Origin of the sequence: Bordetella sp. FB-8 (genome assembly GCF_000382185.1) — a bacterium.
In the GTDB taxonomy this organism is placed as follows: Bacteria; Pseudomonadota; Gammaproteobacteria; order Burkholderiales; family Burkholderiaceae_B; genus Bordetella.
The window spans coordinates 2,109,813-2,135,768 of sequence record NZ_KB907784.1 but is presented as its reverse complement, the minus strand read 5'-3'; the positions used below and the strand labels follow the sequence as shown (position 1 = coordinate 2,135,768).

General features: G+C 65.2%; 26 protein-coding genes and 1 riboswitch. Of the genes, 13 read left to right on the top strand and 13 right to left on the bottom strand.

What is annotated here, in order from left to right; all coding sequences use genetic code 11:
• Positions 1–53: 53 nt before the first annotated feature.
• Positions 54–1,793 (bottom strand): hypothetical protein, encoded by a 1,740-nt coding sequence (locus H143_RS0110220; protein ID WP_019938150.1) that lies wholly within the window; start codon positions 1,791–1,793, stop codon positions 54–56.
• Positions 1,794–1,891: 98 nt separating this feature from the next.
• Here H143_RS0110220 and H143_RS22040 point away from each other — a divergent pair, with 98 nt between their 5' ends.
• Genes H143_RS22040 through H143_RS0110210 form a run of 3 tightly spaced genes read left to right on the top strand, consistent with a single transcriptional unit; the run spans position 1,892 to position 3,781 of the window.
• Positions 1,892–2,167: a DUF1272 domain-containing protein gene (locus tag H143_RS22040; RefSeq protein ID WP_081627033.1), complete on the top strand. Its 276-nt coding sequence runs from the start codon at positions 1,892–1,894 to the stop codon at positions 2,165–2,167.
• The gene (locus H143_RS0110215; protein WP_019938149.1) at positions 2,164–2,730 is read left to right on the top strand and encodes a cysteine hydrolase family protein; all 567 of its coding nucleotides are present in this window, start codon (positions 2,164–2,166) and stop codon (positions 2,728–2,730) included. The genes H143_RS22040 and H143_RS0110215 overlap by 4 nt, the downstream gene beginning before the upstream one ends.
• Before the next feature lie 52 nt (positions 2,731–2,782).
• On the top strand, positions 2,783–3,781 hold the full coding sequence (locus tag H143_RS0110210; RefSeq protein WP_019938148.1) for a GlxA family transcriptional regulator: 999 nt from the start codon (positions 2,783–2,785) through the stop codon (positions 3,779–3,781).
• Positions 3,782–3,793: 12 nt separating this feature from the next.
• On the opposite strand, the gene nrdR is transcribed toward H143_RS0110210, so the two are convergent.
• The 4 genes from nrdR to tyrS form a co-directional block, all read right to left on the bottom strand.
• Entirely contained in the window at positions 3,794–4,276 is a 483-nt protein-coding gene (gene nrdR, locus H143_RS0110205) for a transcriptional regulator NrdR (protein ID WP_019938147.1), read from the bottom strand.
• A gap of 126 nt (positions 4,277–4,402) precedes the next feature.
• Positions 4,403–5,650 carry a serine hydroxymethyltransferase gene (gene glyA / locus H143_RS0110200; RefSeq protein WP_019938146.1) on the bottom strand — a complete coding sequence of 416 codons (1,248 nt, stop codon included), beginning with the start codon at positions 5,648–5,650 and terminating at the stop codon, positions 4,403–4,405.
• Between the two features lie 67 nt (positions 5,651–5,717).
• A riboswitch (ZMP/ZTP riboswitch) is annotated at positions 5,718–5,840 on the bottom strand.
• Between the two features lie 75 nt (positions 5,841–5,915).
• A complete protein-coding gene (locus tag H143_RS0110195; RefSeq protein ID WP_019938145.1) occupies positions 5,916–6,572 on the bottom strand; it encodes a YbhB/YbcL family Raf kinase inhibitor-like protein in 657 nt (218 codons plus the stop codon).
• Positions 6,573–6,687: 115 nt separating this feature from the next.
• Complete coding sequence (gene tyrS / locus H143_RS0110190; protein ID WP_019938144.1) at positions 6,688–7,941, bottom strand: tyrosine--tRNA ligase; 1,254 nt, start codon at positions 7,939–7,941, stop codon at positions 6,688–6,690.
• A gap of 235 nt (positions 7,942–8,176) precedes the next feature.
• Between tyrS and H143_RS0110185 the strand changes: the two genes are divergently transcribed.
• Positions 8,177–9,559 carry a M23 family metallopeptidase gene (locus tag H143_RS0110185; RefSeq protein WP_019938143.1) on the top strand — a complete coding sequence of 461 codons (1,383 nt, stop codon included), beginning with the start codon at positions 8,177–8,179 and terminating at the stop codon, positions 9,557–9,559.
• Positions 9,560–9,782: 223 nt separating this feature from the next.
• On the opposite strand, the gene H143_RS0110180 is transcribed toward H143_RS0110185, so the two are convergent.
• Positions 9,783–10,121: a CzcE family metal-binding protein gene (locus tag H143_RS0110180; RefSeq protein WP_019938142.1), complete on the bottom strand. Its 339-nt coding sequence runs from the start codon at positions 10,119–10,121 to the stop codon at positions 9,783–9,785.
• A 139-nt stretch (positions 10,122–10,260) separates the two neighbouring features.
• Between H143_RS0110180 and H143_RS0110175 the strand changes: the two genes are divergently transcribed.
• The 9 genes from H143_RS0110175 to H143_RS0110135 all read left to right on the top strand — a co-directional run bounded on the left by H143_RS0110175 (position 10,261) and on the right by H143_RS0110135 (position 18,964).
• Positions 10,261–11,187, top strand: coding sequence for a LysR family transcriptional regulator (locus tag H143_RS0110175; RefSeq protein ID WP_019938141.1), 927 nt, complete (start codon positions 10,261–10,263; stop codon positions 11,185–11,187).
• A 119-nt stretch (positions 11,188–11,306) separates the two neighbouring features.
• On the top strand, positions 11,307–12,488 hold the full coding sequence (locus H143_RS0110170) for an anhydro-N-acetylmuramic acid kinase (protein ID WP_019938140.1): 1,182 nt from the start codon (positions 11,307–11,309) through the stop codon (positions 12,486–12,488).
• Positions 12,489–12,685: 197 nt separating this feature from the next.
• The gene (locus tag H143_RS0110165; RefSeq protein ID WP_019938139.1) at positions 12,686–13,627 is read left to right on the top strand and encodes a dihydrodipicolinate synthase family protein; all 942 of its coding nucleotides are present in this window, start codon (positions 12,686–12,688) and stop codon (positions 13,625–13,627) included.
• A 64-nt stretch (positions 13,628–13,691) separates the two neighbouring features.
• Positions 13,692–14,369 (top strand): GntR family transcriptional regulator, encoded by a 678-nt coding sequence (locus H143_RS0110160; protein ID WP_019938138.1) that lies wholly within the window; start codon positions 13,692–13,694, stop codon positions 14,367–14,369.
• Between the two features lie 120 nt (positions 14,370–14,489).
• Complete coding sequence (locus H143_RS0110155; RefSeq protein ID WP_019938137.1) at positions 14,490–15,443, top strand: 4-hydroxyproline epimerase; 954 nt, start codon at positions 14,490–14,492, stop codon at positions 15,441–15,443.
• Positions 15,440–16,597, top strand: coding sequence for an FAD-binding oxidoreductase (locus H143_RS0110150; RefSeq protein ID WP_019938136.1), 1,158 nt, complete (start codon positions 15,440–15,442; stop codon positions 16,595–16,597). Before H143_RS0110155 ends, H143_RS0110150 begins: the two co-directional genes overlap by 4 nt.
• Positions 16,590–16,874 (top strand): (2Fe-2S)-binding protein, encoded by a 285-nt coding sequence (locus H143_RS0110145; protein ID WP_019938135.1) that lies wholly within the window; start codon positions 16,590–16,592, stop codon positions 16,872–16,874. Before H143_RS0110150 ends, H143_RS0110145 begins: the two co-directional genes overlap by 8 nt.
• The gene (locus tag H143_RS0110140; RefSeq protein WP_019938134.1) at positions 16,874–18,163 is read left to right on the top strand and encodes an FAD-dependent oxidoreductase; all 1,290 of its coding nucleotides are present in this window, start codon (positions 16,874–16,876) and stop codon (positions 18,161–18,163) included. The genes H143_RS0110145 and H143_RS0110140 overlap by 1 nt, the downstream gene beginning before the upstream one ends.
• Positions 18,164–18,190: 27 nt before the next feature.
• Entirely contained in the window at positions 18,191–18,964 is a 774-nt protein-coding gene (locus tag H143_RS0110135; RefSeq protein WP_019938133.1) for an AraC family transcriptional regulator, read from the top strand.
• A 194-nt stretch (positions 18,965–19,158) separates the two neighbouring features.
• Here the strand turns inward: H143_RS0110135 and H143_RS0110130 are convergent, their stop codons facing one another.
• The 7 genes from H143_RS0110130 to argC form a co-directional block, all read right to left on the bottom strand.
• A complete protein-coding gene (locus tag H143_RS0110130) occupies positions 19,159–19,872 on the bottom strand; it encodes an ABC transporter ATP-binding protein (protein WP_019938132.1) in 714 nt (237 codons plus the stop codon).
• Complete coding sequence (locus tag H143_RS0110125; protein ID WP_019938131.1) at positions 19,869–20,696, bottom strand: ABC transporter ATP-binding protein; 828 nt, start codon at positions 20,694–20,696, stop codon at positions 19,869–19,871. The genes H143_RS0110130 and H143_RS0110125 overlap by 4 nt, the downstream gene beginning before the upstream one ends.
• A 5-nt stretch (positions 20,697–20,701) precedes the next feature.
• Entirely contained in the window at positions 20,702–21,682 is a 981-nt protein-coding gene (locus H143_RS0110120; protein ID WP_019938130.1) for a branched-chain amino acid ABC transporter permease, read from the bottom strand.
• A 10-nt stretch (positions 21,683–21,692) separates the two neighbouring features.
• Entirely contained in the window at positions 21,693–22,595 is a 903-nt protein-coding gene (locus H143_RS0110115) for a branched-chain amino acid ABC transporter permease (protein ID WP_019938129.1), read from the bottom strand.
• 102 nt (positions 22,596–22,697) lie between these two features.
• Positions 22,698–23,840, bottom strand: a complete 1,143-nt coding sequence (locus tag H143_RS0110110) for a branched-chain amino acid ABC transporter substrate-binding protein (RefSeq protein ID WP_019938128.1) — start codon at positions 23,838–23,840, stop codon at positions 22,698–22,700.
• Positions 23,841–24,297: 457 nt separating this feature from the next.
• Complete coding sequence (erpA, locus tag H143_RS0110105; protein WP_026349908.1) at positions 24,298–24,669, bottom strand: iron-sulfur cluster insertion protein ErpA; 372 nt, start codon at positions 24,667–24,669, stop codon at positions 24,298–24,300.
• 122 nt (positions 24,670–24,791) lie between these two features.
• On the bottom strand, positions 24,792–25,856 hold the full coding sequence (argC, locus tag H143_RS0110100) for an N-acetyl-gamma-glutamyl-phosphate reductase (RefSeq protein ID WP_019938126.1): 1,065 nt from the start codon (positions 25,854–25,856) through the stop codon (positions 24,792–24,794).
• Positions 25,857–25,956 lie beyond the last annotated feature (100 nt).

The following is a 25,956-nucleotide window of genomic DNA, read 5'->3' as shown; positions in this document are numbered from 1 at the left end:
TTCGATTGTATGCCGCGCATATGCCGCACGCGGGCTGGCCGCGTGGCGCGGCGTCAGAGGGCCAGATAGCTCTCCACCGCCGCCAGCACCGTCTCGGTCTGCACCGTCTGGGCGAATCGGAAGGCATCGCCGTAGAGGGTCTCGTCCGGGAATTCGGCGATGAGCGAGAGCGGCGCGATCTCGGCATCGCTTTCGGCGAGGAGCACGGGGATGCCGTTCATCGCCTCGAAGCCGCGCTCCAGCGCATGGGCCTGAAATACCTCGATCTGGCGCGCATTGAAGGCCGCCAGTTCGGGCACGCGCCGCGCCAGGCCGCCGGTCACGCCGGCGATCAGCCGCCGCGCCCTGTCGTCCCAGCCGGGATGGTGCCTGAGCAGCAGAAAGAAACCCTTGGGCAGGGTCCACAGCTCGAATCCGCGCGGCAGGTAGCCGGCCAGCGGGCGCGTCCATTCATGGGAGGGATAGCCGTGCAGATTGATGTGCAATTGCGCCCCGCTGACCTGCAGCGCCTGGCGGCGCGCGGCCGACTCGTAGGCGGGCTCGCGCTCGCGGTAGGCCAGGTCGTCGCCCAGGGCCGAGTAGCGCGCGGCGTGCAGCATGTGCCGCGGGTTGTGCTCGCGCAGGCGCGCGTACAGGGCGTAGCCGTCCGGGTTCTCGGAACCGATGAGCGCGAAATGCGCACCGGGACGAGCCTTGAGAACATGGGCGGCACGCAGCGCGCCCACGACGCCCGAAGCCTCGTTGGCATGCTGCCCGCCGGAAATCAGCACGGCCGGATCGCTGCCCTTGACGTAGGTACAAAGCACGGGCCGGCCCTGGCGCGTAAGCACGCTATAGGGTGCGCCGCCGATCTGCCGCATTTCATGGGCGATGCGCGCCGGCGTCAGCGGCGCGTCGGCCTGTTCCAGCGGCAGGCCGGCGCTGTCCGGCGTGACATCCGCCATGGGTTCGTAAGCCACGGTCGTGATGCACACCCGAGCGCCGCCTTGCTCGGCGCGGCGCACGTCGGGAATGATCTGGCCGGGCTGCAGGCCGCGGCTGCCCAGCGGCCGCCCCGAATGCAGCTGGAACACTTCGAGCAGGCCGAAGTAGATGTCTTCATGCAGCGCTTCGACCGTGCTCATCGCCTCGCCGCAATAGCCCAGGTCCCGCTCGATGGCGGGGATGTCGACGCGGATTTCCAGGCGCTCGAAATAGGGCTCGCTGCTGCCCCAGGGGTGCTTGCTCACGGTGTCCATCACCGCCGCATAGGCCAGCGAAAATTCCGTATCGCGCGCCTCGTCCAGCCGCACGCCGCCGGCATCGACGGCGCGCACCCAGCCGGTGGGCGACAGGGCGTCCTGGCCGGCATAGTCCCTGGCCAGGCGGTTGGGCGCATAGACCCACGCACGCTTGACGCGACCGCCTTCATAACGCAGTTCGACCTCGTAGTAAAGCTCGGCGGAGCCGGCGGCGAACGACACCGGGACGCCTTCGAGCAGGCCGGCCAGCGGATAAGCTTCGAGCGTGAACCGCTTGGCCATGGCGGCCTCGTGGATCGGATAGCGAATGGCCACGGCGTGCAGGCCGGAAAGGTCCGCCTCTTCCAGAAAATAGTGCACCAGCGGCTTGTAGGCGCTGCGCAACCTGGCGGTTACGCCGGCCTCGGCCAGGCGGCGCTCTGCGTCGCGGCGGGCGGCCTCGTCCTCGAAGAGCCAGGCCTCGATCTGGGCGCCCTCGTAGGAGGGGTCGGAAAACTCGCGCACCCAGGCATCCAGGGTGCGTTCGAAACTCTGCTCCAGCAGCAAGCTCATCGTGATGTCCGTTTTGGTCCGGTTAAAGTCCGCCGCCTGTCTCGCGCCAGACTGCTTTTCCGGACAGAATACCAACATTCCCAACCCAGGAGGCCGTGATGCTGGAACTGCGCCCAGGCTGCGAATGCTGCGACCGGGACCTGCCGCCCGACGACCCCAGCGCGCGCATCTGCTCGTTCGAATGTACTTTCTGCGAAGATTGCGTACAAAAGGTGCTGGGCGGACGCTGCCCGAATTGCGGCGGCGAGTTCGTGCCCCGGCCACGCCGCCCCGCCCGGGAACTTGCCGCCAACCCGGCCTCCACCCGCAGAGTGCACAGTCCCGACTGCGCCCCCTCTTGCATGTCTGTTTCCGTCACACACAGGTCATCATGAAACAAGCCGTCATTGCCATCGACATCCAGGAATCCTTCCGCCAGCTGCCCTTCTGGAGCGATGCGAACCTGCCCGCCTTCGTCCGTGCCACGCAAGGCCTGCTGGATACGGCCGCAGCGCGCGGCATCCCCATCCTGCAGGTCTTCCATATCCACGGACCCGAAAAACCCGCGAGCGTCTTCAGCCGCGACTCGGGCCATGTGAAGACGCTGGCCGAATTGAAGATGCCGCAACCGGCCGACGTGTTCTACAAGAAGGTGCATTCTTCCTTCTACGGCCTGGACGACGCGGGCACCAGCCTGCAGACCTGGCTGCGCGAGCACGGCATCGAAGAAGTGATCATCTGCGGCATCCGCACCGAGCAATGCTGCGAGACCACGGCGCGCCACGCGTCGGACGACGGCTTCAAGGTGAAATACGCCATGGATGCCACCCTGACCTTCGCGATGACCAGCCCTTCGGGCCGTGTCTACACGCCGCAGGAGATCAAGGACCACACCGAGCTGGTGCTGGTGAACCGCTTTGCCAGGATCCTGCCGGCCGCGCAGGCATTGGCCGACTGATTGCCCCCGGAACGCGCACGAGACGAGGCACAGCCGGCACCGAGCGAACCACATGACCATACCGGTCTACTTCATCGTCACGCGCGACATCATCCTGCTGGACCTGGCCGGACCGAGCGAGGTGTTCCGCTCGGCCAATCTGTTCGCGCCGGACGCATTCGAGCAGCACTACTGCGGGCCGGCCGCCGAGCTGGAAACCGGCTTTTCGGGCTTGTACCTGAGCCGGCTCGAGCCCCTGCCCGCGCAGTTGCCCGCGAACGCGCTGGTGGTGCTGGCGGGCCAGGTCGGCTCGGGCCCGAATTGGCAGGAGCCGCAGATCCGCGCCGTAGTGGACTGGCTCGGGCAGGGCCTGCCCGGCGACTGCACACTCGTGTCGGTCTGCGCCGGCGCGCTGCTGGCGGCCAAGGCCGGCCTGCTAAGGCAGCGCGAATGCACCACCCATCACACCTGCCTGGCGCAACTGGCCGAACTCGAACCCAGCGCCGGCATCCTCGACAACCGTATCTTCGTGCAGGATGGCAACATCTACACCAGCGCGGGCATCACCGCCGGCATAGACCTGGCCCTGCATCTGGTGGCGCGCGTCTGCGGGCCGCAGATCGCCAGCGCGACGGCGCGGCATATGGTGGTGTACCTGCGCCGCGCCGGGCAGGACCCGGCCCTCTCGCCCTGGCTGAAAGGCCGCAACCATGTACACCCCGCGGTGCATCGGGTGCAGGATGCCATTCTGCGCGAACCGGCGGCCGACTGGTCGGCCGCCGATCTGGCGGACATGGCGCACACCAGCGCGCGGCATCTGAACCGCTTGTTCGCCGAGCACGCGGGCTGCACACCCATGGATTATCTCTACCGCATACGGCTCGCACTGGCCGGCGAGCTGATACGCGAAACCAGGCTGAGCCTGGAGCAGGTGGCCGAACGCGCCGGCTTCGGCTCAGCGCACCACCTGCGGCGGGTATGGCGGCGCCATGCGCCGGATACGCCGGGCGCGCTACGCGCCGACGCGCAACAGGGACCGCCCGATAACCGGCCAACGGGCGGCTCCCTGTAGTGTCAACAGGCTCTACGAATCCTTGCGCAGCTTGCCCGGCGCGGGCGGGCCCTGCATTTCGCGGATCGCGTCGATGAATTCGCCGATGTCCTCGAAACTGCGGTAGACCGAGGCAAAGCGCACGTAGGCTACTTTGTCGAGCTTCTTCAGCTCGCCCATCACCAGTTCGCCGATGCGCTCGCTGGGCACTTCACGCACGCCGCTGGCCAGAAGCCTTTCCTCGATGCGCGCGACGGCGGCATCGACTTCGGTGGTGCTGATGGTGCGTTTGCGCAGTGCCAGAGAGAGACTAGCGCGTAGCTTGGCCGGGTCGTATTCGACGCGGATGCCGTTGCGCTTGATCACGGAAGGCATGACGAGCTCTACGCGCTCGTAGGTGGTGAAACGCTTGTCGCAGGCCAGGCAGCGGCGACGGCGGCGGATAGTGTCGCCTTCTTCGGAGACGCGGCTATCCACGACCTGGGTGTCGCTGTTGTCGCAGAAAGGACATTTCATGCGCAAACCCCTGATGTTGACCTGGTTATAACAGGCAATTGTAATGGGGACAGGACTGCTTGGACAATGCGAATACGACAACGGCTGCCCTAAGGCAGCCGTCAGGCAGGCATGACAGCCGTCGCCTCAACCGCGATAGACCGGCAGGCGCGCGGTGAGTTCGTTCACCCGCGCGCGAACAGCGGCGATATGGGCCTGGTCGCCCGGATTGTCCAGCACGTCGGCGATCAGGTTGCCGGTGAGCTCGGCCTCGGCTTCCTTGAAGCCGCGCGTGGTCATGGCCGGGGTACCCAGGCGTATGCCGCTGGTGACGAAGGGCTTTTCCGGATCGTTGGGGATGGCGTTCTTGTTGACCGTGATGTGGGCCTGACCCAGCACGGCTTCGGCCTCCTTGCCGGTGATGCCTTTGGCGCGCAGGTCGACCAGCATCAGGTGGCTTTCTGTCTTGCCCGAGACGATGCGCAGGCCGCGCTTGACCAGTGTATCGGCCAGCACCTGGGCGTTTTTGACCACTTGCCGGGCATAGGTCTTGAACTCGGGCGAGAGCGCCTCCTGGAAGGCCACGGCCTTGGCGGCGATGACGTGCATGAGCGGGCCGCCTTGGATGCCGGGGAAGATCGCCGAATTGACGGCCTTTTCGAACTCGGCCTTCATCATGATGACGCCGCCGCGCGGACCGCGCAGTGACTTGTGCGTGGTCGAGGTGACGAAGTCGGCGTGCGGCACGGGGTTGGGATACGCGCCGCCGGCCACCAGGCCGGCGTAATGGGCGATGTCGACCATGAAGAGCGCGCCGTTCTCGTGCGCGATGCGGGCCAGGCGCTCGAAGTCGATGTGCAGCGAGTAGGCCGAGGCGCCGCCCACGATCAGCTTGGGCTTGTGCTCGCGCGCCAGGGCTTCGACTTTGGCGTAGTCGAGCACTTCGTCGGTATCCAGCCCGTACTGGATGAAGTTGTACAGCTTGCCGGACTGATTGACCGAGGCCCCATGCGTAAGATGGCCGCCTTCGGCCAGGCTCATGCCCAGCACGGTGTCGCCCGGCTTGAGCACGGCGTTGTAGACGCCCTGGTTGGCTTGCGAGCCGGAGTTGGGCTGCACATTGGCGGCTTCGGCGCCGAACAGCTTCTTCAGGCGCTCGATGGCCAGAGTCTCGACGATGTCGACGTATTCGCAGCCGCCGTAGTAGCGCTTGCCCGGATAGCCCTCGGCATACTTGTTGGTGAGCTGGGTGCCCTGCGCCTGCATGACAGCGGGGCTGGCGTAGTTCTCGGAGGCGATCAGCTCGATGTGCTGTTCCTGCCGGGTGTTTTCCTGCTGGATGGCGGCCCATACTTCGGGGTCGACTTTGTCGACAGTGAGGTTGCGATCGAACATAGCGTGTGGTCCTTGTCGTTCAGGAAGGTTGATAGGGATCGTTGCTATCGCGACGAAATGCCCCAAAAATATCAGCCCAGGCGAACGGCAGGCGACGAGGCGCAGCACAAATACGTACGCCGCCCCCGGCGCTGAAGAACCCTGTGCTTCCTTGTGGTGACCCACGGATTCGCCAGTTACACAGGGGGAAGGCAATCGACAAGATTTTAACCCATGAAAAAGCCCGCCGGCATGACGGGCCTTGAACAACGGCAACGCCGCTGCGTCAGCTGCTGGCCGAAGCGCCGATGCGCGTGGGCGCCAACTCGGGATTGAGCGTGTAGATGCCCGTGACCGACGCCTGCGCCAGCACGTGCCCCTGCATGGCGCTCAGGACGTCGGCGCCTTTAAAATTGCCCTGCACCGGCAATTCCTCGATATCCAGCGCGTAGAGCGTAAAGACGTAATGGTGCATGAGGGCATCGTTCCAGGGCGGGCACGGACCGTCGTAGCCGAAATAATCGCCGCTCATGTCGCGGTCGGCCGCGAACCAGGCGGTGTAGTCGTTCACGCCCTGGCGCGCATTCATCGGCGCCAGCGGGCCGCCCTTGCCGCGCGGCGTGATGCCATTGGAAAACGCACCTTCGTCGATTTCGCGCAAGTCGTCCGGCAGATCCACCAGCAGCCAGTGGAAGAAGTCGACACGCGGCAGGTCAGCCGGGACGATACGACCCTCCTGGTTGACATCGTCGGGCTTGGAGGGCACGTCGGGGTCGTGGCAGATCAGCACGAACGAGCGCGTGCCGGCCGGAACGTCGTCCCAGGAGAACTGGGGGTTGAAGTTGTCGGCCAGCACGACATGCGACTGCAGATCGATCTTGCAGAAGGCATAGCGTTCCGGGATCCGCTCCTGGTCGGAAAAGGAAAGGCTCGATAGCTTCATGGTGACATCTCCTACTTGCGGGTAACGGGTCGGCGCGGCCCATTGCCGTCCGACCCAGGCCCGGCTCCCCGGATGGGGGAGCCCGCGCGGCACCCTGAGGCTCGCACTAGGCCTGTTAACTCAAAGTAACACGGGTGAATTTACGTTTGCCTACCTGCAATACATAAGAGCCCGCGGACAATTGCAACGATTTGTCTTCGACGCGCGCCCCGTCGATACGCACGCCGCCCTGTTCGATGTTGCGCTGCGCCTCGGCGCCCGAGGCCACCAGGCCGGCTTCGCGCAACAGCTTGAGGATACCGACAGGCGCGCCGGCCACCAAGACCTCGGGCATGTCGTCCGGCATGGCGCCGTCGCGAAAGCGCGCCTCGAAGGCCGCCAGCGCGCCGTCGGCCGCCGCTGCGCTATGAAAGCGCCCCACGATTTCCAGGCCCAGCAGCACCTTGGCATCGCGCGGATTGCGTCCGGCCTCGGTCTGGGCGCGCAGCGCGGCGATTTCGTCAAGCGATCGAAAAGATAGCAGCTCGTAATAGCGCCACATCAGCGTGTCGGAGATCGACATGATCTTGCCGAACATGGTTTCGGGCGCATCGGAAATGCCGATGTAGTTGTTCTTGGACTTGGACATCTTCTCGACGCCGTCCAGGCCCTCGAGCAGCGGCATGGTCAGAATGCACTGCGGCTCCTGGCCGTACTCCTTCTGCAGCTCGCGGCCCACCAGCAGGTTGAACTTCTGGTCGGTGCCGCCCAGCTCCAGGTCGGACTTGAGCGCCACCGAGTCATAGCCCTGCATCAGCGGATAGAGGAACTCATGCACCGAAATGGGCACACCGCCCTTGAAGCGCTTGGTGAAATCGTCGCGCTCCATCATGCGCGCCACGGTATAGCGCGAGGCCAGCTGGATCATGCCGCGCGCGCCCAGCGGGTCGGACCACTCGGAGTTGTAGCGGATCTCGGTGCGCTCGGGATCGAGCACCAGGCTGGCCTGGGCGTAGTAGGTTTTGGCGTTGGACTCGATTTGCTCGCGCGTGAGCGGCGGGCGCGTGGTGTTGCGGCCGCTGGGGTCGCCGATCATCGAGGTGAAGTCGCCGATCAGAAAGATGACGGTGTGGCCCAGATCCTGCAGCTGGCGCATCTTGTTGAGCACCACCGTGTGGCCCAGGTGAATGTCCGGCGCGGTGGGGTCCAGCCCCAGCTTGATGCGCAGCGGCACGCCCGTGGCGCGGCTGCGCGCCAGCTTGCGGGCGAATTCGGTTTCGACCAGCAGCTCGTCGCAGCCGCGCTTGGCCACGCGCATATCGGCTTGGACTTCGGAAGTGATGGCGTAGGCGGTTGCGCCGGTCGATTCAGGGACTTGGGATTGGGACATGAAATGCGAGCAGACCGAGAAATAGATGAAGGGAAGGCAATAAAAATTGTAACGACAACGCCCGCGATGACCCGGCCAGTGACGTCTGAATGTCCCGGCGGTCGAAATTTTCCGGCAATTCGTTTAGCATGCAGCGCTTGAAAAGCACAATAGAAATGATCCAGCACCCTCCAGATCGCGTTCACAATTGTAGCAATTTCACAACAAACCAAACATCCCAATACGCAGACCGCCCGTGATTCGACGCTTTTTTGCCGCCCCACAGACTAACAGCCGCGGCGCCACGCTGATCCGCCGAACCCTGATCGCCTGCGCCGTCGGCTTCTTCGCCGCCGCGGCAGCGCTGGGCATGGTTCCCCGCTCCGAGCCGGCCGCTCCGGTGCAGGATCTGATCACCCGCCCCCTGCCGCTCAAGCCCGCCGACATCCATGTCGGCAGCGCCGGTTCCGCCCCTTTCGTCAGCGAAACCCGCATACGCCGGGGCGATACGCTGGCCGCCGTGCTGCAGCGGCTGGATGCCTACGATCCCAAGCTGCTGGCCTTCCTCACGCAGGACGCCCGCGCGCGCAGCATCTACAAGCTCTATCCCGGCCGCACAGTGCGGGCCGCCACCGACGATTCGGGCGACCTGGCCTGGCTGCGCTATGTGCATACGCCCGACGCCAAGGACGCGGATCCGGCCCAGTCAGGCACCGCCCGCGTGCTGGTCGTCGAGTCGGACGGCCAGGGCGGCTATACCGCCCGCGAAAGCGACGAAAACACGACGACGCGAACCAATCTAGCGGTGGGCGTAATCCGATCGTCGCTCTTCGCGGCCACGGACCAGGCCGGCATTCCCGATGCCGTCACGCTGCAGATCGCGGACATCCTGGGCGCCAAGATCGACTTCCTGCACGACCTGCGGCAAGGCGACCGGTTCCGCGTGGTTTACGAAACGCGGCAGCACGAAGGCCGCTACGCCGGCGCAGGCCGCGTGCTGGCCGTGGAGTTCGTCAACGACGGCAAGTCCTACGATGCCGCATGGTTCAACCCCAACCCCGGCTCCGCGTCAGGCGCCTATTACGACTTCGACGGCACCAGCCTGCGCGGCGCCTTTCTTCGCACCGCGCTCAAGTTCACCCGCATCAGCTCGACCTTCGGCATGCGCATGCACCCGCTGCACAAGATCTGGACGAACCACACGGGGGTGGATTACGCCGCGCCCGCGGGCACTCCCATCCATGCCACCGCTGACGGCGTGGTCGAATTTGCGGGCTGGCAGAACGGATACGGCAACGTGGTCATCATCAAGCACTACGGCAAGTACTCCACCGTCTATGCCCATCAAAGCCGTATTGCCGACGGCCTGCGCAAGGGCGACACGGTGTCGCAGGACCAGGTCATCGGCTATGTCGGCGCCACCGGCTGGGCCACCGGCCCGCACCTGCATTATGAATTGCGCGTGGATAACCGGCCCGTGGACCCGCTGTCGGTCGATCTGCCGGTGGCTCGCGCCCTGGATCCCGGCGAGCGTACGGCCTTCATGCACGCGCTGGCCCCCTATCGCGAGCAGATTCGCATGTTGGCCCAGATGCCCGACCAGCGCGCCCCCGCAAACGATCACGTCGCCTCGCTCTAGGAACTGTTGACGCTGACAGGCGTCGCGCAAAGAATGGTTCGCTCGCGCTTGGGCGATGCGGCAGAAAAAATCCCCACTCGGCCGTAGCCTCGTGGGGATCGCCTGCCGCGCTCATCGACCCTGGGCGGGTCACCCGCCCTGCCGTTCGAGGGTGCAGATCGGGCAAGCCTGCCAGGTCGCTTGCCTCATCGCCTGCGGCCGGCGCAGAAAAGCCATGCCCGAATCACGCGCCAAGCTTGCTGAGACCGCCGCGCACATAGACATCGACAGGGCGGTTCAGAGCGGCGGCGGGAACCAGATCCTGCAGGTTGAAGGCGCTGCGCACACCGTCGAACTTGACGGTGAATTTCTGGCCGTTGGCGGCCAGGAAATTGACCGTTTCACCCCAATTGACGAGAACTTTGCTGGTGCCGCCGGTCAGAGAGACAGTGCGGTCGGCTTGGGCCGAAGGCGCGACAGCGCCCAACAGCTTGTCGGATTCGGCGGCCAAGGCGCCGGTCGAGACGCTCGCCAGACCCAGGGCGGCCGAAATAGTGAGGGCGGAAAGGAATTGGGTTTTCATGTTGAGGTTCCTAGTAAATATTAGAAAACAAGGGTTAACGATTAAGGGTTAACGCTTAAACCTTGCTTGGATGAATAGTGCGCCCGCCCAATCTATAATTCAAATCGATTTCATATATTCTTAATATAAGATTTAGATTATGGATAATCGCCTCGACCTCAATCTGCTCCTGACTCTGGAAACCCTGTTGTCTGAACGCAGCGTGACGCGCGCAGCCGCCAAGCTGCGCAGCAGCCAGCCGGCGGTTTCCGCACAACTGGCGCGACTGCGCCGCATGTTCGACGACCCTTTGCTGATACCGGGTGCGCGCGCCATGACACCCACTCCACGGGCGCTGGGGATCGCTCCCAGGCTGTCGGAACTGGTCGACGGCTTTCGCGCCATCGTGCAGCGCGAAGACTTCGATCTGTCCACGGCCCAGGCCGTCGTCATGATCAGCGCCAGCGATGCCGTCCAATGCCGCATAGGGAAATGGTTCGCGACCCTGGCCGATACCGCGCCGGGTCTGCAGCTGGGATTCGTGCCGGGCACCCGCGCCATGATCCCGGCCCTGGATAGCCATATGGCGTCCGGCCAGGTGGACCTTCTTGTCGGGTGCAGCGCGCTGATCCATCATGATCGCCTGCACATGCGCCAGCTCTATCAGGAACATCTGGTGTGCGTCATGCGGCGCGACCATCCGTACCGCGGCGACTCCCTCGCGCCGGAGGTGTTTTCATCGATGAAGCATTTGATCGTGTCGCCGCTGGGCGGGGATTTTTCCGGAGTCACCGACGGCGTGCTGCACAAACTGAATCTTTCGCGCCGCGGCACGATATCGGTGCCCAGCTTTTTGGCGGCCGAGCAAATTCTGTGCGATACCGATCTGGTTGCGGTTTTCCCAGCGACGCTGGCGCGCGAACGGGCTCCCGCGCTCAAATCCTACCCATTGCCGATCTCCGTCCCGACCATCGAAATCGCCATGGCTTGGCACGAGCGGACTCACCACAGCCCGCTGCATCGCTGGATGCGAGAACAGATCGCAGGCGTGCTGACCGGGTGGACAACGCAACCCCCTCGCGCTTAAAAGCAAAAAATCCACGAAGGCTCTGTATTTGCCCTGCGGCAAAAGCACGGCAGGTCTTTCTTGCTACGATGAATGATCTTTACACGCAATGGGCTGCTCGCAGCCAAGCGAGCCCTCGAATGCCGGAACCATCCCCTCTGCGTCAGGCGCCCCGGAACGCCGGCCGCCGGAGCGCCGGCCGCCGGAACGCCGGCCGCCGGGACGCCGGCCGCCTCTTCATCGGCCTGATGTCCGGGACCAGCATGGACGGGGTAGACGGCGTGCTGATGCGCCTGTCGTCCCAAGGCCGTCCGCAAACCCTGGCCGGCGTGGCGCTGCCCATGCCTGACGCACTGCGGGCGGAATTGCTCGCGCTCAACACCGCGGGGCACGACGAACTGGAACGCGCGGCACGCGCGGCCAACGCGCTGGCAAGACTCTACGCCCAAGCCGTGCAACGCCTGCTGGCCGATACCCGGTTATCCGCCTCGGACGTGAGCGCTGTCGGCGCGCATGGGCAAACCGTGCGGCACCGGCCCGAACAAGGCTACACCGTCCAACTCAACGCGCCCGCGCTCCTGGCCGAGCTGGCCGGTATCGACGTGGTGGCCGATTTCCGCAGCCGGGACGTGGCGGCGGGCGGACAGGGCGCCCCGCTGGTGCCGCCCTTTCATGCGGCCATGTTCGGCTGCGACACGCCCCGCGCTGTCCTCAACCTGGGGGGCATCGCCAATCTGACACTGCTGGCCCCAGGCCAGGCGCCACGCGGCCTGGACACCGGTCCGGCCAATGTACTGCTCGATGCCTGGTGCCAGCGCCATACCGGCCAGGCCTACGATGCCGACGGCCGATGGGCCGCCAGCGGCCGCGTCGACGCGGCGCTGCTGCAGACACTGATCGCCAGCGAGCCCTGGCTGAGGCTGCCACCGCCCAAGTCCACCGGACGCGACCTGTTCAATCCGGCCTGGCTCGACGCCCGCCTGGCCGGCTGGCGGCACAAACAGCCCGCCGACGTGCAAGCCACGCTGCAGCGCTTTACGGCGCAAACGGTAGCCGATGCCCTGGATGCCGCCCTGCCCCAGGCTGCCGAGGTGCTGGTCTGCGGCGGCGGCGCACGCAATGCCGGACTGATGCGCGACCTGGCCGATGTCCTGCGGCGGCCGGCAAGAGCCACGGATGAGGAAGGCGTATCGGCACAATGGATGGAGGCGCTGGCCTTTGCCTGGCTGGCGCAGATGCACGTGGATGGACAGAAAGCGGGCGTGCCCGAAGTGACCGGAGCCCGCGGCCCCAGGGTGCTGGGGGCCCTGTACCCCGCGTAAATACCCAAGGCGCCCGGCATAGGCGCGTTTTTCATCGATTGACCGATGTGAGGCGGGCCAGCCAGGAAGTGGTACGCCCTTCCTTTACATTTTGGATATTGTATAAAATATTCAAATAACAGTATTCTCTGCCCTGAACGTGCCGGCGCCGAGCTGGCTCACGCTCCAAATCCCCCAGCCCGTTTCGAGGAAAGACCATGAGCACTATTTTCAACGGCACCATTCCCGCCCTGATGACGCCGTGCACCGCCGACCGCAAGCCGGACTACGACGCCCTGGTGCGCAAGGGCGGCGAACTGATCGATATCGGCATGAGCGCGGTCGTTTATTGCGGCTCGATGGGCGACTGGCCGCTTCTGACCGAAGCCCAGCGCCAGGAGGGCGTGGCCAGGCTGGCCGGCGCCGGCATCCCGACCATCGTGGGCACCGGTGCCGTGAACACCCGGGAAGCGGTATCGCACGCCGCCCACGCCGCCAAGGTGGGCGCCCAGGGCCTGATGGTCATCCCGCGCGTCCTATCCCGCGGCTCGTCCGCCGCTGCCCAGAAGGCCCACTTCACGGCCATTCTCCAAGCGGCGCCCGAGCTGCCCGCCGTCATCTACAACAGCCCCTACTATGGCTTTGCGACGCGCGCCGATCTGTTCTTCGAACTGCGCGCCCAGCACCCGAACCTGGTCGGCTTCAAGGAATTCGGCGGTGCGGCGGATATGCGCTATGCCGCCGAGCACATCACATCCAAGGACGACAGCGTCACCTTGATGGCCGGCGTCGATACCCAGGTATTCCACGGCTTCGTGAACTGCGGCGCGACCGGCGCCATTACCGGTATCGGCAATGCCCTGCCGCGCCAAGTGCTGCACCTGGTTGATCTGTGCACCAAGGCCTGCAAGGGCGATGCCCTCGCCCGCCACCAGGCGCAGGAACTGGAAAGCGCTCTGGCCGTGCTGTCCTCCTTCGACGAAGGCACCGACCTGGTCCTGTACTATAAATATCTGATGGTGCTCAACGGCGACAAGGAATACACGCTGCATTTCAACGAAACGGACGCACTGAGCGACTCGCAGCGCCGCTACGCCGAAACGCAGTACGCCCTGTTCCGCAGCTGGTACGCCAACTGGTCGAAGAACATCCAGAAATAACATCCCCACTCGGATCTCGAGGCTCAAGACGCAGCGCAGTTTTTTCCTTTCGAGCGACAAAAAAATGAATACGACGCGCTCTGCACTGGGCCACGCGACACGGGCGCAAGCGGCTGCCGACGAACTGCGGCGCAGGATCATCGAAGGCGAGCTGGCCGAAGGCTTTCAACTGCGCCAGGATGCCCTGGCAGCCGAGTTCGGCATCAGCCGCATCCCCTTGCGGGAAGCCTTCGTACAGCTGGAAAGCGAGGGACTGATCCAGATCCTCCCGCACAAAGGCGCGATCGTCTCGGAGCTGTCGCTAGCCGAGATCGAGGAACTGTTCGAGCTGCGCGGCCTGCTCGAACCCATGCTGCTGCAAAAATCGGCGCCCCGACTGACCGAACCGGACTTCATCGAGCTGGACCGGATCCTGGCGGAATACAGCGAAGAACTGCACGCCAATTCCCCGGCGCGCTGGGGCGAACTGAACACGCGGCTGCATCAGCGCCTGATGTCGCGGGCCGACCAGCCCAAGACCGCGAGCATCGTCAACTCCCTGCTGCTGCAGACGGACCGCTACACGCGCCTGCAACTGTCGCTGTCGCGGCAAAGCGCCGCGCAGGCCGAAGAAGAACACGCGGAGCTGGTGGCCCTGTGCCGTAAAGGTAGCGCCCGGGAAGCGGCCGCGCTTTTGCAGCGCCACATCGGGCACGTCAGCGACCAATTGCGGGACTTTCTCACGTCCCGGCGCAAAGCCTGATCCGCCCACGCGGCGCAGGCGAACCGGCGCGAAGGCCCATGGCCATTGTGCAAAAATCGTCATGCATGCCGCGCCAGTTGCGCAAGACGCGATAGCCGTGGCCGACTTACGATTGTCCTCATGAAAACCGTACACATCATCGACTCCCACACCGGCGGCGAACCGACCCGCCTGGTGACCGAAGGCGGCCCGGATCTGGGAAAAGGCCCGCTGAGCGAGCGCCTGGCGCTGTTCAAGCGCGACCACGACGACCTGCGCGCCGGCATCGTCAACGAACCGCGCGGCTCCGACGTGCTGGTCGGCGCGCTGCTGTGCGAGCCGTCGGACCCGACCTGCTCGGCCGGCGTGATCTTCTTCAACAATGTCGGCTTTCTTGGCATGTGCGGCCACGGCACCATCGGCCTGGTTGCTTCGCTTGCCTATATGGGCCGCATCGAACCCGGCCGGCATCGGATCGAAACCCCGGTCGGCGTGGTTCAGGCCGAACTGCACGCCGACGCCAGCGTCACCGTGCGCAACGTCCCGGCCTACCGCTACCGGCATGCCGTACCGCTGGACGTTCCCGGCTACGGCCGCGTTCACGGCGACATAGGCTGGGGCGGCAACTGGTTCTTCCTGGTGGCCGACCACGGCCAGCAGCTCGATTTCTCGCACGTCGACGTGCTGACTGAATTCACCTGGGCCATGCGCCGCGCGCTCGACGAGCAAGGCATCACCGGCAAGGACGGCGCCCAGATCGACCATATCGAGCTGTTTGCCGATTCGCCCAAGCCCGGGATCGACAGCCGCAACTTCGTGCTGTGTCCCGGCAAGGCCTACGACCGCTCGCCCTGCGGCACCGGCACCAGCGCCAAGGTGGCCTGCCTGGCCGCCGCCGGGGAACTGGAACCGGGCAAGGTGTGGCGCCAGGAAAGCATCGTCGGCAGTGTGTTCGAGGCCCGCTACGAAAGCGACGACACCCTGCCGGCCGGCCAGGTGGTACCCACCCTGCGCGGCCGGGCCTATGTAAGTGGGCAAGGCACGCTACTGTTCGACGACAATGACCCGTTTGCCCGGGGACTGCGGGCGCTATGACGCAAGGCGCCCTGCCGGATGTCGTCGTGATCGGTGCGGGCATCGTCGGCGCGGCCTGCGCGCACGAGCTGGCCGCGCATGGCCTGTCGGTGCAGGTCGTCGACCGTGCCGGCATCGGCACCGGCACGACGGCGGCGGGCATGGGCCATCTGGTGGTCATGGACGACACGCCTGCCGAGTTCGCCCTGAGCGCCTGGTCGCGGCAACTGTGGCTGGCACTGGCCCCCAGGCTCCTAGCCAAACACGCCTTCGTGCGCTGCGGCACGGTATGGGCGGCGGCCGACGAAGAAGAAATGGCGGCGGCACGCGTGCGCCAGCACGCGTTGCAAGTCCAGGGCATCGCCTGCTCGATGCTGGACGCGGCGCAATTGCACGAGGCCGAGCCGGCTTTGCGCGAGGGCCTGGCAGGCGGCATGATCGTGCCTGACGACGCCGTGGTCTATGCCCCGAGCGCGGCGGCCTGGCTGCTTGCCCAGCCGGTGGCCGGACGCATCGAAATGCGCGCCGATGCCCAAGCGGTCGCGATCGAGCGCCACGGCGTACGGCTCGCCGACGGCACCACCGTGGCCGCCGGCGCTGTCCTGGTGGCCAACGGCCTGGATGCAACGGCCTTGCTGGCGGGCCTGCCGCTGGTTCCCAAGAAGGGCCACCTGCTGATCACCGATCGCTACCCGGGTCTCGTGCGGCACCAGATTCTCGAGCTGGGCTACATCAAGAGCGCGCACCAATCCAGCGGCACCTCGGTGGCCTTCAATGTGCAGCCTCGCCCGACTGGCCAACTGCTGATCGGCTCCTCGCGCCAGTTCGACACGACCGATCCGGCCGTCGAGCCGGCCGTGCTGGCGCGCATGCTGCGCCGTGCCAGCCAGTTCATGCCCGGTCTGCCCGCCTTGAACGCGCTGCGCGCATGGACCGGCTTTCGACCCGCGACCCAGGACGGCCTGCCGTTGATCGGCCCGGCACTGCCCGGCAGTTCGTCGCATCGGTCCACCTGGCTGGCCGTGGGACACGAAGGCCTGGGCGTCACCACGGCGCTGGGCACCGCCAGGCTGATCGCGGCACAGATGCTGGGTCAGGCCGCGCCCATTGATGCCGCGCCCTATCTGCCGGCACGCTTAGGGTCCCTTGATAATGAAAGCGCCCCCCATGGCTGAACATATCGAACTGGACATCGACGGGCGCCGCGTCGCCGTGCCGACCGGCGTCACCGTGGCTGCCGCAATCGCGCACGCCATGGTCGACACCCTGGGCAGCGGTGTGATCACGCGGCGCTCGGTATCCGGGGCCCTGCGCGGGCCGCTGTGCGGCATGGGCGTATGCCAGGAATGCCGCGTGACCATAAACGGACGCGCGCACCGTCTGGCCTGCCAAACGCCGATCGCGGCGGGCATGCGTATCGAAACGGCAACAGACTGCGGAGCACCGACCTGATGCGCGCGGCCCCTAAGCAATTTGACATCCTGATCATCGGCGCCGGGCCGGCCGGGCTGTCCGCGGCGCACGTGGCCGCGCAGTCCGGTGCGCGCGTGGGCATCGTCGACGACAACATCCACCCAGGAGGCCAGATCTGGCGGCAAGGACCGGCCCATCCTCCCTCGGGTCCGGCGCGCGCGCTGCTCGATGCCCTGGCACGACACCCGAACCTGACGCGCCTGTGCGGCACGCGCGTGGTTCAACCTCTGCCGGACAAGCGCCTGCAGGTTGAGGATGCACAGCGCGCACAGGTGCTCAATTACGGCCGACTGATCCTTGCCACCGGCGCGCGCGAACGTTTTCTGCCCTTTCCCGGCTGGACTCTGCCCGGCGTGACCGGAGCAGGCGGCCTGCAGGCGCTCGTCAAGGGCGGCACGCCGGTGACGGACCAGCGCATCGTGGTGGCTGGCAGCGGACCGCTGCTGTGGGCAGCCGCCAGGACGGCGCAAGCGCAGGGCGCACACATCGTGGCGATCGTCGAGCAAGCGGCCCCCCGGTCCGTGGCACGTTTCGCCCGCGCGCTGGCTTTCACGCCGGCCAAGCTCGCGCAGGCGATCCGACTGCGGCTGGACTTGTGGCGCACGCCCTACTGGCGTGGCGCACACGTCGTCGCGGCGCATGGCGACGACCGCCTGCGCGGCGTTAGCGTGCAACGCCCTGGCGGCAACATCGAGCTGTCGTGCGAGCGGCTCGCCTGCGCCTATGGCCTCTTGCCGAACCTCGAGCTATCCACGGCGCTGGGCTGCGCGTCGATCTCTTACGCCGACGCGATGGCGGTCCAGGTCGATGCCTGGCAGCGCACTTCGCAAACCGATATCTACGCCGCGGGCGAGTGCACGGGTGTGGGCGGCATGGAGCTGTCGACGCTGGAAGGCCGCATCGCCGCGCACGCCGCGCTGGGGCGGCAGGACGCCGCGCGCCGGCTCTTTGCGGCGCGCGAACGTTATCGGAATTTCTCCAGGCGCCTGCATGCGGCGTTCGCGTTGAATCCATGCCTGCGCGCACTGTCCAAGGACGACACGGTATTTTGCCGCTGCGAGGATGTCGCCTATGGCGAGATCGCCGAGCACGATTCGTGGCGCATGGCCAAGCTGCATACGCGCTGCGGCATGGGACCCTGCCAGGGCCGCATCTGCGGCGGCGCGGCGGCATTCTGCTTCGGCTGGCAGAGCGCGAATACCCGCCCCCCCCTGTCCCCCACGCGGATCGGCACGCTGGCCGGCCTTGCCGATACGGATGCTGCTTAAGACGCGGCCCGTCCGCAGGAGCGCGGCATGAATCCAACCGACCTCGCCTGGACGGCAAGCATTGCTTCGGGCGAGCTGGCCGGCATAGTCGCGCATTTTTCCCTGCTTGAACCGGTGTTCGACACCCTGCCCGACGTGGTGTTCTTCGTAAAAGACAACCAAGCGCGCTATGTGCTGGCCAACCGCACGCTGGCCGCGCGCTGCGGTTTGAAGGAACCGCGCGTGTTATTGGGCAAGACGGCAGAGCAGGTCTTTCCGACCCGCTTCGGCCGCATCTATACGGCACAGGACAAGGCCGTGCTGGCGAGCGGCAACAAGCTGATCGAGCAACTCGAGCTGCACCTTTATCCGGGGCGCCAGCCCGGCTGGTGCATGACCACCAAGCTGCCGCTGCGCGATGCGCAAGGCGAGGTCATCGGCGTGGCCGGCATCTCGCGCGATCTGCGGGCCCCCGAAGGCAGCCACCCGGCCTATCAGCGCCTGGCGGCGGTCGCCCGCCACATCCAGGAACACTACGCCAGACCGCTGCAATTGCCGCAGCTTGCCAAACAGGCGCATATGTCGGTGGCGCAGATCGAGCGCTATTTCCACAAGATCTTTCATCTGACGCCGCGGCAGATGCTGATCAAGGCGCGGCTGGATGCGGCATCGGGGCTGCTGGCGGGGGATGCCAGCATCACCGACATCGCCACCTTGTGCGGCTACAACGATCACAGCGCTTTCACGCGGCAGTTCAAGGCTACGGTGGGGATGACGCCCAGCCAATATCGGATGTTGCTGCTGTCTTCTTCGCGTTCTTGAGACGCTTTTCAAAACCGTATTTGAGTCCTTAATACGTCCTGCGGCGGGCTCATGCCCCGGAGCTCCGAAGTAGCGGGTTTGGGCGCCGCCTTAGGCACCCAAAGTCCGCTACGCGGACTGCCCCGCCACCTAAGTCGCCTCAGGGCATGAGCCCGCCGCAGGACTGCCGACTCTCGGATTGTGATATCGACGCGTTAACCGTGGCCCAGGTAAGCAGCCTGGATTTCCGGCGAAGCCAGCAGCTCGCGTGCAGGACCTTCGTGACTCATGCGGCCGACTTCCAGCACATAGCCGCGGTCGGCCAACTTGAGCGCCATGCGCGCATTCTGCTCGACGAGCAGGATGGTCACGCCGGTGTCGCGCACCTCCCCCAGCACCTGGAAGATGTTGCGAATGATGATGGGCGCCAGGCCCAGACTGGGCTCGTCCAGCAGCAACAGCTTGGGCTTGGTGACCAGCGCGCGGCCGATCGCCAGCATCTGCTGCTCGCCGCCAGACAGAGTCCCGGCCAATTGCGTGCGCCGCTCGTAGAGCCGCGGGAAAATCTTGTAGACGTATTCGCAGCTCTGGCCGATTTCGGCGGTCGGGCGCGTGAAACCGCCCAGCCTCAGATTCTCGGCGACCGAAAGAGTGCCGAAAACGCGCCGGCCTTCGGGCGACTGCCCGATGCCCAGGCGCACGATCCTGTCGGCGCCAAGCTTGGTGGTTTCCTGGCCGTTGAAACGGATGGCGCCGCTATGGGGCGCGATCAGGCCGCTCAAGGTGCGCATGAGCGTGGTCTTGCCGGCACCGTTGGCACCCAGGATGGCCACGACTTCGCCTTCCTTGACGTTGAGCGAAATGCCTTTGAGCGCCTGGATATGGCCGTAGTTGACGCGCAGGTCTTGGACTTCGAGCAGGGGATTCATGAGTTTGCCTGTCCTTCGCGCTCCAGCGCCTCGTCCTCGTCGTCCTGGCCCAGGTAAGCCTCGATCACGAGCGGGTTGCTCCGGATTGCCTGCGGATTGCCTTCGGCGATTTTCTTGCCGAAGTTGATCACGACAATGTTGTCGGCCACGTTCATCACCACGCTCATATCGTGCTCGACGAGAATGACGGTGACGCCGCTGTCGCGGATGGCGCGGATAGTATCGTTCAGTTCGGCCGATTCGTTTTCGTTCAGGCCGGCGGCCGGCTCGTCGAGGATGATCAGCTCCGGATCGGCCACCAGGCAGCGCGCCAGCTCCACGCGACGCTGCACGCCGTAGGCCAGCGAGGTAGCCTCTTCATGGGCGACATCGGCCAGGTCCAGGCGTTCGAGCACCGCCATCGCCTTGTCCACCAGTGCCTTCTCTTCACGGCGCTGCGCCGGCGTGTTCAGCAGCCCTTGCCACCAGCGCTGGCGAATCTGCAGATGCTGACCAGCGATCACGTTCTCGAGCACCGTCATGTCGGAAAACAGGCGAATGGTCTGGAACGTGCGCCGTATGCCCAGCTGGGCAATGCGATGCGGAGGCAGGCCCGTCACGTCGCGTCCGCGCCAGCTGACTTGACCGTCGGTCGGCCGGTACACGCCCGTGATCAGGTTGAACACCGTCGTCTTGCCGGCGCCGTTGGGACCGATCAAGGCCACGATCTGACCTCGCTCGATGCGAAAACCCAGCTGGTCGACCGCGCGCAAGCCGCCGAAGCTGATGCCCACGTTATTCAGTTCCAGCAGCGTCTGGGCAGCCGTTTGATTGTTATTTTCCATGCGAATCAGCCCCCCTTTCGTGCGGGCCAGATGCCTTGCGGCCGCAGGACCATGATCACGATCATGGCGATGCCGAAGACGAAGTAGCGATATTGCGCCAGGTCGGAGAAGACCTGGGGCACCACGAACATCAGGGCAGTGCCCAGCAGCACGCCGGGAACCGAGGCCTGTCCGCCGACCAGCACGATGGCGAACAGCGTGACCGAATCGGCGAACGTGAACGAGCCGGGACTCACCGCCGACAGCTGCATCGCGAACAGCGACCCGCCCAGTCCGGCAACCGCGGCGGCCAGCGCGAAGACGACCACTTTGTAGCGGCGCGAGTTCACGCCCAGCGTGGTGGCGGCCAGTTCGTCGTATTTGATATAGCGGAAGGTGCGGCCCAGGGCCGACCGGTTCAGGTTGCGCATGAGCCAGAGCACAAGGGCCAGCGCCACCCAGTTCAAGTAGAACAGGTCGTTTTGGCTGCCCAGGTCGTGGCCGAACACGGACGGCCCGGCCACGCCGAACAGGCCATCGGGGCCGCCGGTCAGGCCGAAGATGTCGTTCTTCATGGCCAGCAGAAAGATCGCGTTAAAGCCTATGGTGACCACCAACAGGTAGTCGCCGCGCAGCTTGACGATGGGCGCGGACAGGATGGCGCCGAGGAACGCGGCCGCCACGATGCCGACCGGAATGGTCCACAGCACGGGCCAGCCGAAGCTCAAGGACAGGATGGCCGTGACGTAGGCGCCGACACCGAAGTAGACGGCATGGCCCATGTCGTAGATGCCGGCGCGGCCCAGCACGATGTCCTGAGACAGGGCGACGATGGCGTAGATGGCGAAGACGCCGCCTATCGTCACCCAGGCCGGGGACAAGGCCACGGGCAGCAGCAGGCCAGCCAGCCACAGCACGATGCCGATCCAGGCCATGGACCGCGCACCGCCGCGTGCGGACTCGCCGGCACGCGGCGCGGATGCCGCGTCGATAACTTGCTTGTTCATGTTCGAGTCCTCACACCTTTTCCGCAACGCGCTCGCCGAGCAGGCCCGACGGCCGCACCAGCAGGATTGCGATCAAGAGTCCAAACGTGATCGCGTCCTGCCACGAGCTCGACACATAGCCCACGGCAAAGACGTTGAACAGGCCCAGCAGCAGGCCGCCCAGCATCGCGCCAGGGATGTTGCCGATGCCGCCGATGATGGCCGCGATGAAGGCGTTCAAGCCATAAGACCAGCCCATGGTGAAATAGGCCTGGCGGTAATAAAGCCCGATGAACAGGCCGCCCACCGCGCCGAGCGCGGGGCCGATCACGAACACCATGGCGATCACGCGGTTGACGTTGATGCCCATCAGCCGCGCGGCGTCCTGGTCGATCGCCGAGGCCCGGATGGCCGTGCCCACGCGAGTGTGATGCACGAAGAAATACAGCGCGACCATCAGCACCAGGGCGCCGATCATGATCAGCAGCTGCACGAAACTGAGATACGCGCCGCCGATATGCCAGGTCGTATTGGGCAGCAGGTTGCTGGGGAACACGCGCACGTTCGGCCCCCAGATCAGCATGATGCCGTTCTCGATCATCATGGAGGCGCCCAGTGCAGAGACCATCGGGGACAGGCGGTGCGCGCGGCGCAGCGGCTTATACGCGACGCGATCTAGCAGGGTGCCGGTCACGGCAACGGCGATGACGGCGATCACGAAAGCCAGGGCCATCAGCACCGGCGTCGGCAGGCCGGCGAACACGCCGGTCGTCAGGGTGGTCAAGCCGATGAAGGCGCCCAGGATGCACAGGTCGCCATGGGCGAAATTGATCAGCTTGAGCACGCCGTAGACCATCGTGTAGCCCAACGCGATCAGCGCGTAGATGCCTCCGATCGTCAAACCATTAATAAGTTGTTGCAGGATGGAGCTCATCTTGCCTATTCCGTGGATAAAAACAGCATCGCGTCCGGCCAAGCCGGGTCCGCGTCCGGACAATGCCGGACGCGGCTGCGACGCTTTATCGGGTTTCCGGCCTTAGTGGGTCGGGTACACGGTCTTGTAGGAACCGTCGGCTTGCACTTCGAAAGCCGTGAAGGGACTGCCTACGCGCTCACCTTTGGCATCCCACGTGAAGGGGCCGGTCAGGCCGTTGTAGCCCTTCATATTGTGCAGGTAGGCAATCAGCTTGGCCGGTTTGATGGACTTGGTGGCCTGGGCTGCCTGAAACACGGCGCGCAGGCCGTCTGCATTGGTGAAGGTGTAGATGCTCGGGGGCTGGGAGCCGTAGGCCTTCACGTAGTCGGCCAGAAACTGCTTGGCTTCAGGATAGGGAAGGTTGTCCGGCGAGGGGATGTTGACGATGATCGCGCCTTGGGCCGCGGGGCCGGCGATCTTGGCGAAGGCTTCGTTCTGGTTGGCGTCGCCACCCACGAAAGCCGCCTTGATGCCCAGTTGTTCCATCTGCGCGCGGATCAGGCCGCCGTCGGTGTAGTAGCCCGAGAAGTAGATCGCGTCGGGGTTTTCAGACTTGATCTTGGTCAGCACGGCGCTGTAGTCCTGGGTGCCAGCGGTGATGAAGTCCTTGGCCACCACATTGCCGCCGTCGGCCTTGATCGAGGCGACCACGCTGTCGGCCAGGCCGGTCGCGTAGCTGGAGTGGTCGGTCAGGACGACGATACGCTTGTATTGCTTGGCCTTGACCAGGTACTGGGCGGTGAACACGGCTTCGGCGCTGTTGGGCGGCGCATTGCGAAAGAAGGTCTTCCAACCCTTCTGGGTCAGCTCGTCGCTGGTACCGTCCGAGGTCTGGATCACGTTGGCGGCCGAGTAGATGGGTGCGGCGGCCAGGGCGGCGCCGCTGGTGTAGGTGCCGATCACGGCGATGACGCCGTCGTTGACCAGCTTGCGGGCGCAGATGGCGGCGGTCGAAGGCTTGCCTTCGTCGTCGCACGCCACCACTTCGACCTTATGGCCCAGCAGGCCGCCCTTGGCGTTCTGCTGCTCGACCAGCAGCTTGACGCCGTTCTGGATACCCTGTCCTTCGGCCGCATAATCCCCGGTGATGGGCGCTTGCACGCCGATCTTGACCGGTTTTTCAGCCGCTTGCGCGCCGGACGCAATCGCCCCCGCCGTGAGCGAGAAAGCGGAAATCACGGCAATTTTCGTAAATCGGTTCATTCTCTTATCTCCTGATTGGACATGCGTAGTGCACTACAAGCTCGAGTTCCCTTCGCACCGGGAAAGCGGTGCGCCCCATCGAAAGTTTACCCATGGTAGATCGATGGTTTACCCAAAACCGGTCGCCGGTTTCACCCGAGACAGGGCGAAAGTTTACCTACGATGGGGTTTTTTCTGCATAGGTAAAAACGATGAGTCCATCTTAATCCCGCGCCCCATCCGGGTGCTGGAATTTCACGCCCTTGCCGGGGTACGAACCCGTCTGGCGCGTGACGCGGGGCTTTCAAGTATAGGAATGCGGCGCCTGGGCGTCTTGTCGCTTTGAAACGACGCGAATGCGCATTTCTGCATAGTGCGAAGCCATTGAGGGCATCCCCTTCTGCGGGCCACGCCCCAAAAAAAACCCGCGCGGATGCGCGGGGCTTTCTTGCTTGCCTTGTAGGCGCTTTCGGGCGCCTTAGACCGAGAACGACGAGCCGCAGCCGCAGGTGGTGGTGGCATTCGGGTTGCGGATGACGAACTGGGAGCCTTCGATGTCTTCCTTGTAGTCGATCTCGGCGCCGACCAGGTACTGAAAGCTCATGGGATCGACCAGCAACTGCACGCCTTCCTTGTCCAGGACGGTATCGTCTTCGTTGACGGTTTCGTCGAAGGTGAAGCCGTACTGGAAGCCCGAGCAGCCCCCGCCCTGCACGAACACGCGCAGCTTCAATTCGGCGTTGCCTTCTTCGAGCAGCAGGTCCTTGACCTTGGCTGCGGCCGAATCGGTGAAAATGAGGGGGGCCGGCGGCGGGGCCTGCAAGTCGACGGTTTCGGTAACGGCGTTCATGATGCGCTCCTGGCCGGGCGTCATGCGTCTCGGCGCAATACTGTGCGGTAAAAACAGGCGGACGAATCGCCCGGGATGGTTTCACTATAACCCAGGCCCCCGGGCCCGGACGGTGATAACCCTTACGGCAAAATAGCGACCTGGTCCAGGCCGGTCGATTCGGGCAGGCCGAACATGAGGTTCATGTTCTGCACGGCCTGACCGGCGGCGCCCTTGACCAGGTTGTCCTGCACAACCAGGATGATGAGCTGGTCGCCGGGCCGGCCGCCCTGCTCAGGGCGCTGCACCGCGATGCGCAGCGTGTTGGACGCGCGCACCGAACGGGTTTCGGGCAGGCTGCCGGCCGGCATGACATCGATGAAATGCTCGTTGGCGTAGCGCTCTTCGAACAGCTTCTGGAAATCGGTGTCGCGCGCCTCGGGCAGAATGCGGGCGTAGAGGGTCGAGAACATGCCCCGGATCATGGGCACCAGGTGCGGCACGAAGGTCAGGGGCACCGGGCCGCCGGCCAGCTTTTCGAGTTGGGCGAGAATTTCGGGCGAATGCCGATGGCCGGCTACGCCGTAGGCCTTAAAGTTGTCGGAAGCCTCGGAAAAGAGCGAGCCCACTTCGGCCTTGCGGCCGGCGCCGGAGACGCCGGACTTGCAGTCGGCGATCAGGGTCCGGGTGTCGACCAGCTTCTTGCCGCCTTCGATAAGCGGGGCCAGGCCCAGGATGACCGTGGTGGGATAGCAGCCGGGGTTACCGATGACGCGGGCCCGGGCGACGGCATCGCGGTTGAGTTCGACCAGACCGTAGGCGGCTTCGGCCAGGATGTCCGGGCAGCTGTGCGGCATCTTGTACCAGCGCTCGAAGACTGCCGTGTCCTGCAGGCGAAAGTCGGCGGCCAGGTCGATGATCCGGGTGGCGGCAGCCAGCAGTTCCTTGGCCTGGGCCATGGCCACGCCATGCGGGGTAGCGAAGAAGACGACATCGCAATCGGCCAGCCTGGCCTTCTCGGGCGTGGAAAAGGCCAGCCCGACGCGGCCGCGCAGATTGGGATACATGTCGGCGACCGGCATGCCGTCTTCCTTGCGGGAGGTGATGGCGGTGAGTTCGACCTGCGCGTGCTGCGACAGCAGGCGCAGCAGCTCCACCCCGGTGTAGCCGGTGCCGCCGACGATGCCGACTTTGATCTTCGATGCCATGGTGTGTTCTATGAAAAAAAGGGGTTCAGCCAGCGATCCAGGGCCTGCCGACACTAAAAGGCCCCGTACCAGTACCGCGCAAAACGCTATTTTATCGCCC

Coding starts and splice junctions, on each gene's coding strand:
- H143_RS0110155 (WP_019938137.1), top strand. CDS start 14,490: ATGAAAACCGTACACATCATCGACTCCCACACCGGCGGCGAACCGACC.
- H143_RS0110175 (WP_019938141.1), top strand. CDS start 10,261: ATGGATAATCGCCTCGACCTCAATCTGCTCCTGACTCTGGAAACCCTG.
- H143_RS0110195 (WP_019938145.1), bottom strand. CDS start 6,572: ATGAAGCTATCGAGCCTTTCCTTTTCCGACCAGGAGCGGATCCCGGAA.
- H143_RS0110140 (WP_019938134.1), top strand. CDS start 16,874: ATGCGCGCGGCCCCTAAGCAATTTGACATCCTGATCATCGGCGCCGGG.
- H143_RS0110125 (WP_019938131.1), bottom strand. CDS start 20,696: ATGGAAAATAACAATCAAACGGCTGCCCAGACGCTGCTGGAACTGAAT.
- tyrS (WP_019938144.1), bottom strand. CDS start 7,941: ATGTCCCAATCCCAAGTCCCTGAATCGACCGGCGCAACCGCCTACGCC.
- nrdR (WP_019938147.1), bottom strand. CDS start 4,276: ATGAAATGTCCTTTCTGCGACAACAGCGACACCCAGGTCGTGGATAGC.
- H143_RS0110215 (WP_019938149.1), top strand. CDS start 2,164: ATGAAACAAGCCGTCATTGCCATCGACATCCAGGAATCCTTCCGCCAG.
- H143_RS0110170 (WP_019938140.1), top strand. CDS start 11,307: ATGCCGGAACCATCCCCTCTGCGTCAGGCGCCCCGGAACGCCGGCCGC.
- H143_RS22040 (WP_081627033.1), top strand. CDS start 1,892: ATGCTGGAACTGCGCCCAGGCTGCGAATGCTGCGACCGGGACCTGCCG.
- H143_RS0110180 (WP_019938142.1), bottom strand. CDS start 10,121: ATGAAAACCCAATTCCTTTCCGCCCTCACTATTTCGGCCGCCCTGGGT.
- H143_RS0110150 (WP_019938136.1), top strand. CDS start 15,440: ATGACGCAAGGCGCCCTGCCGGATGTCGTCGTGATCGGTGCGGGCATC.
- H143_RS0110210 (WP_019938148.1), top strand. CDS start 2,783: ATGACCATACCGGTCTACTTCATCGTCACGCGCGACATCATCCTGCTG.
- H143_RS0110110 (WP_019938128.1), bottom strand. CDS start 23,840: ATGAACCGATTTACGAAAATTGCCGTGATTTCCGCTTTCTCGCTCACG.
- H143_RS0110220 (WP_019938150.1), bottom strand. CDS start 1,793: ATGAGCTTGCTGCTGGAGCAGAGTTTCGAACGCACCCTGGATGCCTGG.
- H143_RS0110145 (WP_019938135.1), top strand. CDS start 16,590: ATGGCTGAACATATCGAACTGGACATCGACGGGCGCCGCGTCGCCGTG.
- glyA (WP_019938146.1), bottom strand. CDS start 5,650: ATGTTCGATCGCAACCTCACTGTCGACAAAGTCGACCCCGAAGTATGG.
- H143_RS0110120 (WP_019938130.1), bottom strand. CDS start 21,682: ATGAACAAGCAAGTTATCGACGCGGCATCCGCGCCGCGTGCCGGCGAG.
- erpA (WP_026349908.1), bottom strand. CDS start 24,669: ATGAACGCCGTTACCGAAACCGTCGACTTGCAGGCCCCGCCGCCGGCC.
- H143_RS0110115 (WP_019938129.1), bottom strand. CDS start 22,595: ATGAGCTCCATCCTGCAACAACTTATTAATGGTTTGACGATCGGAGGC.
- H143_RS0110165 (WP_019938139.1), top strand. CDS start 12,686: ATGAGCACTATTTTCAACGGCACCATTCCCGCCCTGATGACGCCGTGC.
- H143_RS0110160 (WP_019938138.1), top strand. CDS start 13,692: ATGAATACGACGCGCTCTGCACTGGGCCACGCGACACGGGCGCAAGCG.
- H143_RS0110130 (WP_019938132.1), bottom strand. CDS start 19,872: ATGAATCCCCTGCTCGAAGTCCAAGACCTGCGCGTCAACTACGGCCAT.
- argC (WP_019938126.1), bottom strand. CDS start 25,856: ATGGCATCGAAGATCAAAGTCGGCATCGTCGGCGGCACCGGCTACACC.
- H143_RS0110135 (WP_019938133.1), top strand. CDS start 18,191: ATGAATCCAACCGACCTCGCCTGGACGGCAAGCATTGCTTCGGGCGAG.